13 protein-coding genes are annotated in these 13,662 nt (G+C 37.8%); all 13 read left to right on the top strand.

All coding sequences use genetic code 11. From position 1 onward, the window contains the following. The first annotated feature begins 92 nt into the window (after nt 1–92). The 13 genes from QF028_RS17805 (at nt 93) to QF028_RS17745 (ending at nt 13,426) form a co-directional block, all read left to right on the top strand. Nucleotides 93–818, top strand: a complete 726-nt coding sequence (locus QF028_RS17805; RefSeq protein WP_429467415.1) for a GntR family transcriptional regulator — start codon at nt 93–95, stop codon at nt 816–818. Nucleotides 819–903: 85 nt separating this feature from the next. Next, nucleotides 904–1,986 carry a BMP family lipoprotein gene (locus QF028_RS17800; RefSeq protein WP_429467413.1) on the top strand — a complete coding sequence of 361 codons (1,083 nt, stop codon included), beginning with the start codon at nt 904–906 and terminating at the stop codon, nt 1,984–1,986. Between the two features lie 205 nt (nt 1,987–2,191). Further along, a complete protein-coding gene (locus QF028_RS17795) occupies nt 2,192–3,727 on the top strand; it encodes an ABC transporter ATP-binding protein (RefSeq protein WP_429467410.1) in 1,536 nt (511 codons plus the stop codon). Beyond that, nucleotides 3,720–4,766 carry an ABC transporter permease gene (locus QF028_RS17790; RefSeq protein ID WP_429467408.1) on the top strand — a complete coding sequence of 349 codons (1,047 nt, stop codon included), beginning with the start codon at nt 3,720–3,722 and terminating at the stop codon, nt 4,764–4,766. The genes QF028_RS17795 and QF028_RS17790 overlap by 8 nt, the downstream gene beginning before the upstream one ends. Before the next feature lies 1 nt (nt 4,767). Then, nucleotides 4,768–5,727 (top strand): ABC transporter permease, encoded by a 960-nt coding sequence (locus tag QF028_RS17785; RefSeq protein WP_088086413.1) that lies wholly within the window; start codon nt 4,768–4,770, stop codon nt 5,725–5,727. 193 nt (nt 5,728–5,920) lie between these two features. After that, a complete protein-coding gene (yfmF, locus tag QF028_RS17780; protein WP_429467404.1) occupies nt 5,921–7,201 on the top strand; it encodes an EF-P 5-aminopentanol modification-associated protein YfmF in 1,281 nt (426 codons plus the stop codon). After that, nucleotides 7,202–8,494, top strand: a complete 1,293-nt coding sequence (yfmH, locus tag QF028_RS17775) for an EF-P 5-aminopentanol modification-associated protein YfmH (RefSeq protein WP_168242799.1) — start codon at nt 7,202–7,204, stop codon at nt 8,492–8,494. 71 nt (nt 8,495–8,565) lie between these two features. Further along, nucleotides 8,566–9,285, top strand: coding sequence for an elongation factor P 5-aminopentanone reductase (gene ymfI, locus QF028_RS17770; protein WP_429467402.1), 720 nt, complete (start codon nt 8,566–8,568; stop codon nt 9,283–9,285). 78 nt (nt 9,286–9,363) lie between these two features. Further along, nucleotides 9,364–9,621 (top strand): DUF3243 domain-containing protein, encoded by a 258-nt coding sequence (locus QF028_RS17765; protein WP_215000413.1) that lies wholly within the window; start codon nt 9,364–9,366, stop codon nt 9,619–9,621. A 164-nt stretch (nt 9,622–9,785) separates the two neighbouring features. Further along, the gene (locus QF028_RS17760; protein WP_088086418.1) at nt 9,786–10,577 is read left to right on the top strand and encodes a DUF3388 domain-containing protein; all 792 of its coding nucleotides are present in this window, start codon (nt 9,786–9,788) and stop codon (nt 10,575–10,577) included. 21 nt (nt 10,578–10,598) lie between these two features. Next, the gene (locus QF028_RS17755; protein ID WP_410883348.1) at nt 10,599–11,498 is read left to right on the top strand and encodes a helix-turn-helix domain-containing protein; all 900 of its coding nucleotides are present in this window, start codon (nt 10,599–10,601) and stop codon (nt 11,496–11,498) included. Nucleotides 11,499–11,549: 51 nt separating this feature from the next. Next, the gene (gene pgsA, locus QF028_RS17750; protein ID WP_215000417.1) at nt 11,550–12,134 is read left to right on the top strand and encodes a CDP-diacylglycerol--glycerol-3-phosphate 3-phosphatidyltransferase; all 585 of its coding nucleotides are present in this window, start codon (nt 11,550–11,552) and stop codon (nt 12,132–12,134) included. Nucleotides 12,135–12,172: 38 nt separating this feature from the next. Further along, nucleotides 12,173–13,426 (top strand): competence/damage-inducible protein A, encoded by a 1,254-nt coding sequence (locus QF028_RS17745; protein ID WP_429467398.1) that lies wholly within the window; start codon nt 12,173–12,175, stop codon nt 13,424–13,426. Nucleotides 13,427–13,662 lie beyond the last annotated feature (236 nt).

Raw genomic sequence — 13,662 nt, 5'->3', positions numbered from 1 at the left:
ATTTATCCCAAAAAAAGTGTTAATATAAATTTCGATTAGTAGAAATGATATCAGATGTCTGATGTCTAAGGAATAAGGCTGGAGGAAACAGCATGTCAATAAAATCAGATAACCGGCATTTATACTTACAAGTAATCGATCGGTTAAAGCAAGATATCGCTGATGGGGTATATAAAGAAAAAGAAAAATTACCTTCTGAGTTTGATCTTGCTAAACAGCTTGGTGTAAGCAGGGCCACCCTTCGAGAAGCATTGCGAATACTTGAAGAAGAAAACGTTATCATAAGACGCCACGGTGTTGGAACCTTTGTTAATGTTAAACCATTGTTTACTTCAGGGATTGAACAACTTAGTAGTGTCACTGCCATGATAAAGCAAGCTGGAATGATACCAGGAACAATTTTCCTTAGTTCATCAACGCAAGGTCCGACCGAAGAGGATGTTCGTCGTTTCTCTTGTTCTACAAGTGAGGAGATTTTCGTGATGGAGAGGGTAAGAACCGCAAATGGAGAACCGGTCGTCTACTGTGTCGACAAGGTACCAGAACGCATATTGCCAGAAACATTTTCCCATACAGAAGAATCCATCTTCAGTATTTTGGAAGATAAGGCAAACCGAAGGATTACATACGCGGTTGCTCAAATCGAGCCAATCGGCTATCATGAAAAAATTTCCCCAATTCTAGAATGCGAACCAGAAACTGCTTTGCTAGTTTTAAAACAGATGCATTTCGATGAAATGGATGAACCAATCCTATTTTCGGTAAACTATTTTAAAGCGGACAAGTTTAGTTTTCATGTTTTAAGGAAAAGAATTTAATTTTTTATTCTTTTTGAAAACGCAACCAGTCCTGCTATAAAAGCATTTTTACTAAATCAAACAATATTCATAGGGGGTCAATACCATGAAAAAGCGTAAAATTGGAATGGCTTTATCACTAGTTCTAGCTGCCGGTACACTTTTGGGGGCATGTGGAAAAAATGATGATACAAGTAAAGAACCAGCTACAGGTGGAGAAAAAGCAAATAAATTCTCTGTAGCAATGGTTACTGATATTGGTGGTGTTGATGACAAATCATTCAACCAATCTGCATGGGAAGGTCTTCAAAAATTCGGTAAAGACAATGGCTTAACAAAAGGTAAAGGTGGATATGATTACCTTCAATCAAAATCTGATGCTGATTATTCTACTAACTTAAATACTCTTGCACGTCAAGATTTTGATTTAGTTTACGGAATTGGTTTCTTAATGCAAGCTGCTGTAGAAGAAATTGCGAAACAACAAAAAGATTCACACTTTGCAATTATTGATGCTGAAGTTAAACAACCAAACGTTGCAAGTGTTCTTTTCAAAGAGCAAGAAGCAGCATTCCTTGCTGGTGTAGCAGCTGCTCTTCAAACAAAATCTAACCATATTGGATTTATCGGTGGGATGGAAATCCCAGTTATCGAACGTTTCGAAGCTGGCTTCTTAGCAGGCGTTAAAGCTGCAAAACCTGAAGTGAAAGTGGATGTTCAGTATGCAGGTGCATTTGATAAAGCAGAATTAGGTCAAAATATCTCATCTAAAATGTATTCTTCAGGTGCGGACGTAGTGTTCCATGCTGCTGGTGGTACTGGGAACGGTCTATTCAAAGAAGCAACTGACAGAAAAGCAAAAGATCCTAGTAAAGAAATTTGGGCTATCGGTGTAGACCGTGACCAAAACGACATGGGTCCAGATATTGTTCTTACATCTGCACTAAAACGTGTTGACGTAGCGGTACAGGATTTATCTAAAAAAGCAATGGATGGCAATTTCCCTGGTGGAGAAGTTGCATTATACGGTTTAGCTGAAGATGGAGTGGGCGTAGCGCCAATCAACGCAAAAGCAGATAAAAAAGATGCGATTGAAGCTGCAGTAAAAGAATGGGTTGAAAAGATTAAATCAGGTGCAGTTAAAGTTCCAGGAACTCGTGCTGAATTAAAGACTTTCAGTGTAAAATAATTTTTGTGAGGAATAAGCGGGATTTACATAGTGCTCGCTTATTCCTTTCTAATGAATCCTAACTGAAGAGTAGAATAATATTCTACTTTTCATTTAAGATTTAAGTGGGGAGGAATTCCCTGTTTTTTTAAAATCCGGAAAGGTCTGACCTCTTACTACTGTTGGTCAATTTTTCCTTTTACCTTATCACAGGGAGTGAGAAAAGATGGAATATGTAATTGAAATGCTTAACATCCGTAAAGAGTTTAATGGCTTCGTTGCGAATGATAACATAACCCTTCAATTAAAAAAGGGTGAAATCCATGCCTTGCTTGGAGAAAATGGTGCAGGAAAATCTACCTTGATGAATGTTCTCTTTGGATTATATCAGCCAGAACAAGGTGAAATCCGTGTTAAAGGGAAGCCGGTTAACATTGCAAACCCTAATATCGCTAATGATCTTGGAATTGGAATGGTCCATCAGCACTTTATGTTGGTTGATACCTTCACTGTCACTGAAAATATTATCCTTGGTAGAGAAATAACCTCAGCTGGTCGAATTGATCTTAAAAAGGCTGAACAACAAGTTCGTGAAATTTCAGAGCGCTATGGTCTAGCGGTTGACCCGCAAGCGAAAATATCCGATATTTCAGTGGGGATGCAGCAACGGGTTGAAATCTTAAAAACACTCTATCGTGGGGCAGAAATTCTTATTTTTGATGAACCTACAGCCGTATTAACACCACAAGAGATTAAAGAATTAATCCATATTATGAAAACGCTTATTAAAGAAGGCAAATCTATTATTCTAATTACCCATAAACTTAAAGAGATTATGGAAGTTTCTGACCGTTGTACCGTTATTCGTAAAGGTAAGGGGATTGGAACTGTAACCATAAGCGAAACAAACCCTAATGAACTTGCGAGCCTAATGGTTGGACGTGAGGTTGTCTTTAAAACGGATAAAAAGGAAGCATCCCCAAAACAAGAAGTACTTGAAATCAAGGATTTGGTTGTTAAAGACCCTCGTGGTGTTATGGTTGTTAATGGTCTTAATCTTTCTATCCGTGCTGGGGAGATTGTCGGAATCGCTGGAGTCGATGGAAATGGACAATCTGAATTTATTGAAGCAATTACAGGATTACGTAAAGCTGAAAGTGGCAGTGTAAAATTAAATGGCAAAGAATTGATCAATCATACTCCAAGGCAAATTACTGAATCTGGCGTAGGTCATATTCCTCAGGATCGTCACAAGCACGGGTTAGTATTGAATTTCCCAATTGGAGAGAACATGGTTTTACAAACGTATAATAAAAAGCCATTCTCAAAGAACGGAATCTTAAACTTTAGTGAAATATATAAAAAGGCTAAATCGCTAATAAGTGAGTTTGATGTTCGTACACCAAGTGAATACACGTTGGCACGCGCCCTTTCTGGTGGTAATCAACAAAAGGCGATTATTGGACGTGAAATAGACCGTAACCCTGACCTACTCATTGCGGCACAGCCAACTCGCGGTTTGGATGTTGGGGCAATTGAATTCATTCATAAGCGCTTAATCGAGCAGCGCGATAATGGGAAAGGTGTCTTGCTTGTATCCTTTGAATTGGATGAAATTATGAATGTTAGTGACCGTATTGCGGTTATTTATGAGGGGAAAATCGTGGCTGTTGTTAATCCAAAGGAAACTACTGAGCAGGAACTCGGATTGTTGATGGCTGGATCGAATAGAAAGGAAGCGGGTGAACAAAACTATGTTTAATCGGTTTAAAAGTATTTTAACACCAATTATTGCTGTTTTACTAGGCATCATTGTTGGAACAATTATCATGTTATTTAGTGGGTACAATCCAATTGCGGCCTTTACGGCACTTTGGAATGGCGCATTTGGAGATATCTATTATATCGGGGAAGTAGTAAGACAGTTTACTCCATATATTTTAGCCGGATTAGCTGTTGCTTTTGCTTTCCGAGTGGGCTTATTTAATATCGGGGTTGAGGGGCAATTCTTAGTAGGCTGGCTTGCAGCGGTTTGGGTAGGGGTTGCTTTTGACCTGCCGCGTATTATTCATTTACCACTTGCTATCTTAGCGTCCATAGTGGCAGGTGCGCTTTGGGCATTTATTCCTGGTCTATTAAAAGCACGTTTTCGTGTGCATGAAGTAATTGTAACCATTATGATGAACTATGTAGCCTTACATGTATCGAATTATCTTATTCGTAATGTAATCACAAATCATGGGGACAATTCAGGTCCTATTCATAAATCAGCAACATTAAGATCTGGCTGGTTGGAAAGTCTAACTGACTATTCAAGACTTCACTGGGGTATTATTCTTGCTATTATTTCTTGTTTTATAATGTGGTTCTTATTAGAAAGAACAACAAGAGGGTTTGAATTAAGGTCAGTAGGTTTTAATCAACATGCCGCACAATATGCGGGCATGAATGTTAATAGAAATATTATCCTTTCAATGGTTATTTCCGGAGCCTTTGCTGGATTAGCTGGTGCTATGGAAGGACTAGGAACATTCGAATATGCCGCTGTAAAGGGTGGATTCTCAGGCGTTGGTTTCGACGGAATTGCTGTTGCATTACTAGGTGGTAATACTGCTCTAGGTGTATTTTTCTCAGCGATACTATTTGGTGTTCTAAAAGTAGGAGCACTAAACATGCCGCTTGAAGCTGGAGTACCAAATGAATTAGTTGATATCATTATTGCGTTAATCGTATTCTTTGTTGCATCAAGCTATATAATAAGAGTATTTCTTGACCGATTCAGTAAGAAGGAGGTGAAGTAAGTTGAGTTTAATGGATATTTTAATCATTCTTATTCCATCCACTTTATTATGGGCTGCTCCTCTTGTCTTCACTGCATTAGGCGGTATTTTCTCGGAGCGTTCTGGGGTAGTTAATATTGGACTTGAAGGTTTAATGGTAATTGGGGCATTTTCGGCGATCGTATTTAACTTAACTACATTTGATACATTTGGCAGTGCTACACCTTGGATAGCATTATTAATAGCAATGGCTGCAGGAGCAATCTTTTCCTTATTACACGCGGTTGCGGCAATTACCTTCCGGGCGGACCATACGGTTTCCGGTGTGGCAATAAACTTACTCGCAACAGGACTTACCCTTTTTCTTGTAAAGCTCATTTATGATAAAGGTGAAACTGGAATTATCAGTAAGGGGTTTAGCAAAATTGATATTCCTGTTTTAAAGGATATTCCTGTAATCGGTAAAATCTTCTTCCAAAATACGTATTGGACATCGTTTCTAGCAATTTTGGTTGCCATTTTAGTATGGTTTATTGTTACCAAAACACCATTTGGTCTCCGCCTTCGCTCAGTCGGTGAACATCCGATGGCGGCAGACACAATGGGTATAAATGTCACCAAAATGCGTTATTTGGGTGTCATCCTTTCCGGAGCTCTTGGTGGTCTCGGTGGTGGAGTTTATGCACAATCTATTACGTCTAACTTCAGCCACTCGACAATCAGTGGTCAAGGTTTCATGGCGTTAGCCGCAATGATTTTCGGTAAATGGCATCCACTTGGTGCATTAGGTGCTGCAATCTTCTTCGGTTTCGCGCAAAGTATCAGTATCATTGGATCAAGTTTACCTTTCTTAAAGGAAATTCCAAATGTATACTTGTTAATTGCTCCATATGTGTTAACCATTTTAGCTTTAACTGGATTCATCGGTCGTGCCGATGCACCAAAAGCTAGTGGAACCCACTACATCAAAGGTAATCGATAATAGGTTGAAAAAAGAACCCCTGATTTTCTTTCAGAGGTTCTTTTTTGTGAAACAAAGAGTATTTGCTTGTAATGATCAAGCATGTCAAATTATAGTAATAAGTAGTATAGGTTTTATTACAAAGGAAAAGATATAAAGAAAAATGTTTACATATTGTTAAGTATGATCTTTGAACAGTTAAGGAGGAATGTAAATGGCCACTGCTACAGAAAAAATAACACAACTTAATGGGTATAAACTACACTTTATACCAACAGAAAAATATAAAACGAATACATTGATTTGGAAGATGAAAGCACCATTAACAAAGGAGGATGTCACCAAACGCGCTCTTCTTCCTCAAGTATTGCAAAGCAGCACTAAAAAGTATCCTACAACCACGGCACTTCGGTCGTATCTCGATGAGTTATATGGTGCCACCTTTTTTGTAGACCTCTCGAAAAAAGGTGAAAACCATATAATGAGTTTCTCCATCGAAATTGCCAATGAAAAATTCTTAAATGATCCTAGCCCATTATTAAAAAAAGGGTTTGAATTGTTAGCCGAAATATTAACCAATCCAAATATTCATGGTAATGCATTTGACCATGATACTGTAGAAAAAGAGAAGCGGACACAAAAACAAAGGATCCAATCAGTTTTTGACGATAAAATGCGCTACTCGAATGTCCGACTAATACAAGAAATGTGTAAAGGTGAACCTTATGCCTTAGAGGTAAATGGAGATGCGGCAGATGTGGAAGCCATTACACCTGAGAATCTATATGAATATTATAAAAACGCTTTTTTAAATGATGAAATGGATTTATATATCATCGGGGATGTAAACGAAGAAGAGGTAAAGAATTATGCTGCTGAACTTTTACATTTTGAGGGCAGAAAACCGAAAAAGTTAGTACCACAGGAAATAAACCGAAAAAGTCAGGTACAGGAAATAAAAGAAGAACAAGATGTAAAACAAGGTAAATTAAATATTGGTTATCGGACAAATATCGTCTATGGAGACCCAGAATATTTTGCCTTGCAGGTGTTTAACGGCATTTTTGGGGGGTTCTCGCATTCCAAATTATTTATTAATGTACGGGAAAAAGCAAGCCTTGCTTATTATGCGGCGAGCCGTCTTGAAAGTCACAAAGGCTTGATGATGGTTATGTCAGGCATTGATTTAAAGAATTATGACCAGGCAGTTGGAATTATTCATGATCAATTAGAGGCAATGAAAAATGGTGATTTCACAGACCAAGAACTCGTACAAACCAAGGCAGTGATTCAAAATCAAATTCTTGAGACGATAGACACATCAAGAGGACTTACGGAAATTCTATATCATAACGTCGTGGCCGATGCAAATATTAATTTGGATACATGGCTTCAAGAAATGCAAAAAGTAACGAAAGAAGAAATTGTAGAAGTTGCAAAAAAAATCGTAATTGATACCATATACTTCTTAACTGGAACGGAGGCGGGCAAATAGATGGAGAAAATAACTTTTGACCAGCTTCAGGAAGAGCTTTATCATGAAAAACTAGCAAATGGACTAAATGTATATATCTTGCCTAAAAAGGGTTTTAATAAAACCTTTGCTACCTTTACGACGAAATATGGTTCTGTTGATAATACATTTGTTCCATTAGGAAAAGAGGAGTATGTTAAAGTACCAGACGGCATAGCTCACTTTTTAGAACATAAGCTTTTTGAAAAGGAAGACGGTGATGTTTTCCAGCAATTTAGCCGTCAAGGGGCATCCGCAAATGCTTTTACCTCCTTTACACGGACTGCTTATTTATTTTCAAGCACCTCTGATGTTGAAAAGAACCTTGAAACACTCGTTGATTTTGTTCAGGATCCTTATTTTTCAGAAAAAACGGTCGAAAAAGAAAAAGGGATTATTGGGCAAGAAATCACAATGTATGATGATAATGCAGATTGGCGCTTATACTTTGGATTAATCCAAAATCTATATCAGAATCATCCAGTTAAGATTGATATAGCAGGTACAATTGAGTCTATTTCACATATTACAAAAGATTGGCTATATGAATGCTATAACACCTTCTATCACCCGAGCAACATGCTGTTATTTATTGTTGGCCCAGTGGACCCCAACAGTTTCATGAACCAAGTGAAAGAAAATCAAGCAAAAAAAGAATACAAGGATATGCCTGAAATCAAGCGCAAATTTGAAACAGAACCACCACAAGCAGCCGAAAAGAAACAAGTACTTGAAATGAATGTTCAAACGTCAAAATGCTTACTAGGTATTAAAGCACTTCATGTCGACCAAACAGGCGATGAATTGCTTAAAAATGAATTAACAATGAATGTTTTACTGGATCTATTGTTTGGAAAAAGCTCAGAAAATTATAATCAGTTGTATAATGAAGGTTTAATTGATGAAACCTTTTCCTTTGATTACACGCAGGAACAAGGCTTTGGGTTTGCGATGATTGGCGGGGATACAGGTGAACCTGATAAGCTGGCTGAAACACTAGAAAAAATGCTTTTGAAGGCTAAAAGCCAAATGATCTTTGATGAAGAGCAATTGGAAAGAGCGAAAAGAAAGAAGATAGGTGCATTTCTACGAGCGATCAATTCACCTGAATATATCGCAAATCAATTTACTCGCTATGCATTTAATGATATGAATCTTTTTGATGTTGTTCCAACACTTGAAAAAATCACCTTAAACGATGTGCAATCACTAGCATCTCAGGTGATCTCGGAAGAACGCTTTTCAGTTTGCCAAGTAGTTCCAAAGAAAAAATAGAAAAGTGAGGCGTCGTAACACGGCGCTTTTTCTTCGTATAAAAGTTTTTTTATTAGAGAGAGAGTGAAGAAATGAAATATGCACTGATCACTGGGGCAAGTGGTGGAATAGGACAAGCCATTGCGCTTAAACTCGCTGAAAAAGGCTATCATTTGTATCTGCATTATAATAAAAATGAACAAACGATTCGAGACCTAATCGAAAAACTGCAGCCATACGGTGGAGAGTATATTCCTATCCAAGCAGACTTTGGCGGTCCTAATGGATATAAGAAAGTCTACTCTGAGGTTTTTTCGCTAGACGCCATCATCCATTGCGGTGGAATCAGTCAATATGGACTTCTTATTGATTTGCAACAGTCTGAAGCAGAGGCATTAATGAATGTTCACGTACTAAATCCATTAATGCTGACCAAAGAGCTCCTGCCGAAATTACTTGTTAAAGGGAAAGGGAACATTGTCGTGATTACATCCATTTGGGGTCAAACAGGTGCGGCCTGTGAAGTGGCCTATTCTACCGCAAAGGGTGCACAAATTGCCTTTGTAAAGGCATTAAGTAAAGAATTAGCAATGAATGGCATTCGCGTTAATGCGATCGCCCCTGGTGCGATCGAGACACCAATGATGGAAAGTTTTTCACAAGAAGAGGTGGACCAGATTTCTTATGAGATACCTATGGGAAGACTTGGTCAGCCCGAAGAAATAGCAAGGAGTGTCGCTTTTTTGCTCTCAGATGAATCTTCCTATATGACAGGCCAAGTCCTTGCGTTAAATGGTGGCTGGTATACATAAAATTCACAAGTTATTCATGTATAGTTCCTTTCACTTCATCGCAAAATAAACTTGTACTAATTTAAAGGAGGGAAAACAATGTCTGTTTTAGATAACTGGAAACAGTGGGAGGACTTTCTTGCTGATCGTCTTCACCATGCACAAAATGAAGGTATGAGTGAGGGAGCAATTAATAATCTTGCCTTTCAAATTGGTGATTATTTATCAAGCCAAGTAGAGCCAAAAAACGAACAAGAAAGAATTCTTTCTGATCTTTGGTCTGTTGCTGATAAAGAAGAACAACAAGCTATTGCAAATATCATGGTTAAATTGATTCAAAATAATGGCGCCCGCTAAAAGAGAGGAGGTTTCTCCTCTCTTTTTGTATGTATAAATATATAAACTCCATTAAAGAAACGAATATCTGTGTTTTTACTTTCATCTTCATCCAAAATCATTTATTATAGGGGTTAGATGCTGAAATGCAGAAAAGTGTCGAAACTTCTTTATAGGAGGTTTATATCGTGAAAAAAGAATGGTATTTAGAATATGAGATTCAAAAGAACCGTCCAGGGCTATTGGGTGACATTTCATCCCTATTGGGTATGCTTTCTATTAATATTGTGACGATTAATGGTGTGGATGAAGGAAGACGTGGTTTGCTCATTTTAGCAAAAGACGATGATCAAATTAAACGACTAGAGTCAATTTTACATACTATGGACACAATAAAACTAATTAAACTTAGGGAACCAAAACTGCGTGACAGGCTTGCAGTTAGACATGGCCGATATATTCAAAGAGATGCTGATGATAAAAAAACCTTCCGCTTTGTAAGGAATGAACTTGGCTTATTAGTTGATTTTATGGCAGAATTATTTAAGCAGGAGGGACATAAACTGATTGGTATTCGTGGAATGCCACGGGTAGGTAAAACAGAATCGTTAGTTGCAGCGAGTGTTTGTGCAAATAAACGTTGGTTATTTGTTTCATCGACACTGTTAAAACAAACAATCCGCAATCAATTAATTGAAGATGAGTACAACGAAAATAATCTATTTATTCTTGATGGAATAGTATCAACAAAACGAGCAAATGAACGTCATTGGCAGCTTGTCCGAGAAATCATGCGTCTGCCGTCAGTAAAAGTAATCGAGCACCCTGATGTCTTTGTACAAAACTCAGAATACACACTCGATGATTTTGATTATATTATCGAGCTTAGGAATGACGCGGAAGAAGAGATTACATATGAAGTCGTTGACCAGCATAACATGTTCTCCGGATCAGATTTTGGTGATTTTGATTTCTAATAAATTGGAAGGTGTTAACAGTTGACTGAATTAGGGAATCGACTAAAAGAAGCCCGATTAGCTAAAGGATTTAGCTTGGATGATGTCCAATCCATGACCAAAATTCAAAAGCGTTATTTAATTGGTATTGAAGAAGGTAATTATGCGAGCATGCCTGGAAATTTCTACGTGCGTGCATTTATTAAACAGTATGCTGAGGCTTTAAGCCTCAATCCTGATGAAATCTTTGAAACCTATAAAGGCGAAATTCCTGCTACCTATAATGATGATTTACCCCAGCAATTGTCTAGAGTGAAAACACACAAAACAATTACTGAAGGTAATTCCAAAATATTTGATATTCTGCCAAAGGTATTAATCGGTGTTTTTGTAATTGGTGCTGCAAGCCTTTTATATTACTTTATATCAAATCATGCTGGTGGAAATTCCAATGAATCAATTAGTAAGCAGAATGAACCCGTTAAAATTGTTACATCGAAGAATCTTGAAAAAGTAAAAGCTGATGATAAAGATAATCAGAAAGTAAATGAGGAACAGAAGGATAATACAGTACAGGAAGAGGAACAAACAACGGTAGAAGAAACACCTAAACAAGAAATTACAGCAGTTCAAAGCAGCGGCAGGAATTCAACCTATGAATTAAAAAATGCAGATAAATTTATTGTGAAGTTGGTTTCTAAAGGTCAAACCTGGGTTAGTATTAAAAATGGAAAAGGGAAATCCTTTTTTCAAGGGCTTCTAAAAACAGGTACAACTGAGAGCCAGACAGAAGATTTATCAGCAGAAAGTATGGCTGTGATCAGGGTTGGAAATGCTGCTGACACTGAAATTTATGTGAATGACCAAAAGCTCGAGTATGCAGTCCCAGCGACTGCGAATGTTCAGAACATAACGATTCAATATGTTCTGAAAGACGAATAGTCATCTGTAGATGACTATTTTTCACTTTTAATAAATAAACGGAGGAAAACTATGAATATTCCGAATAGAATAACGGTATCAAGAATATTATTAATTCCAATATTTTTGATTATTATGCTTGCTCCTTTTAAATGGGGCGACATGCAACTTCTTGGGACCGTACTTCCAGTTACCCATTTTGTCGGTGCATTGATCTTCATTTTAGCCTCTGTAACTGACTGGGTTGACGGCCATTATGCCCGTAAATATAACCTTGTCACCAATATGGGGAAATTTCTTGACCCATTAGCTGACAAATTACTCGTATCGGCTGCACTTATTGTTTTAGTTGAACTGAATGATGTTTATGCACCTTCATGGTTAGTCATTATTATTATTAGCAGGGAGTTTGCAGTAACAGGTTTACGCCTCTTGCTTGCAGGGGAAGGCGAAGTTGTTGCGGCTAATATGCTCGGCAAAATTAAAACATGGGCGCAAATTGTCGCGATATCATCGCTTTTATTACATAATATAATTTTTGCAATGATACCATTCCGTTTTGATATAGTGTCATTATGGGTGGCTTTAATTTTTACTATCTGGTCTGGCTGGGATTACTTTGCAAAAAATAGTCATGTCCTAAAAAATTCAAAGTAAACTTAATTCTATTATGTTGTAAAGGAAGATGAATTGCTATGAATGCTGAGATTATTGCAGTTGGTTCGGAGTTATTGCTCGGTCAAATTGTTAATACGAATGCGAGATTTTTGTCTCAGCAATTAGCTGGGCTTGGTATTAATGTCTATTTTCATACAGTTGTCGGTGATAATCCTGACAGGCTAAAGTCTGCAATTGAAATAGCCCAAAAGCGTGCAGAGATTATAATATTTTCTGGCGGGCTTGGGCCTACAAAGGATGATTTGACGAAGGAAACGATTGCTCGTCAGCTTGGTAAAGAACTCGTTATCGATGAAACGGCGTTAGCATCGATTGAACTTTTTTTTAAGCGGACCAATCGTGTAATGACAGAAAATAACCGAAAGCAGGCACTCGTATTAGCAGGATCTCACATTCTCCCAAATGATCATGGGATGGCGCCTGGCATGGTTGTAGAATCCGGCGGTCATACGTATATGCTGCTGCCTGGCCCGCCAAAGGAAATGGAACCGATGTTTCTCCGGTATGGGACCCAGGCTCTTTCTACAAGAAACAAGTCTAACGAGAGAATTGTCTCAAGGGTGTTAAGGTTTTTTGGGATTGGAGAAGCAGCTCTGGAAACAGAAATTATTGATTTAATTGATGCGCAAAGCAATCCAACGATAGCTCCGCTGGCAGGAGATGGGGAGGTTACTTTACGACTGACAGCCAAACATGTGGACGAAAATGCAGCACAGGCTATGCTGGATGAACTAGAAAAGACGATAAATCAGCGTCTTGGTGCATTTTTATATGGCTATGATAATACGTCGCTTTTGATAGAAGTAATGAAATCTTTAAAAGAAAGAAACTTAACTATTACTGCCGCTGAGAGTTTAACAGGAGGACTATTCCAGCAAGAGTTAACATCAATTTCAGGTGCAAGTTCAGTGTTTTACGGTGGTATAGTTTGTTATTCAAATGAAGTGAAACGACAGCTATTAGATGTACAGGAAGAAACGCTTAAAACACATGGTGCGGTAAGTGAACAATGTGCTAGAGAGCTGGCCGAAAATGCTTCAAAGGTATTTAAAACCGATATTGGGATTAGTTTTACGGGTGTTGCTGGTCCTGAAGAACTTGAAGGCAAGCCAGTTGGTACAATTTATATAGGCATTGCAATTAAGGGAAAGCCGACAATTGTAGAAAAGATTACCCTTGGCGGAACAAGGGAAGCGAACCGGAGCCGTGCAGTGAAATTTGGCTGCTATTTTCTCCTTCGAATTTTAAAAGAGTCACAGAATGCTAATTAGCGTTCTGTGACTTTTTTGGATAAACAAGAATTGGGAAAAAGGTCTGACAATTGACGAAATTATCCTTTTCGGACTACTAAAAATGCAAAATGATACAAAAGGGTGGGGGATTTTCCTTTTTTTACAACGATTTTGTTTTGAAAATAAACGAATGAATGTTCGTTTTTTTACTCGACAAATATCCGAAAAGCGGTTATATTATTAGTAGGAATTAATTTAATAGATTATAGCAATTT

Origin of the sequence: Neobacillus sp. B4I6 (genome assembly GCF_050434045.1) — a bacterium.
Taxonomy (GTDB): domain Bacteria; phylum Bacillota; class Bacilli; order Bacillales; family Cytobacillaceae; genus Neobacillus.
Note: the sequence above shows the minus strand (reverse complement) of the source record. Positions and strands in the feature narration are given on the sequence as shown.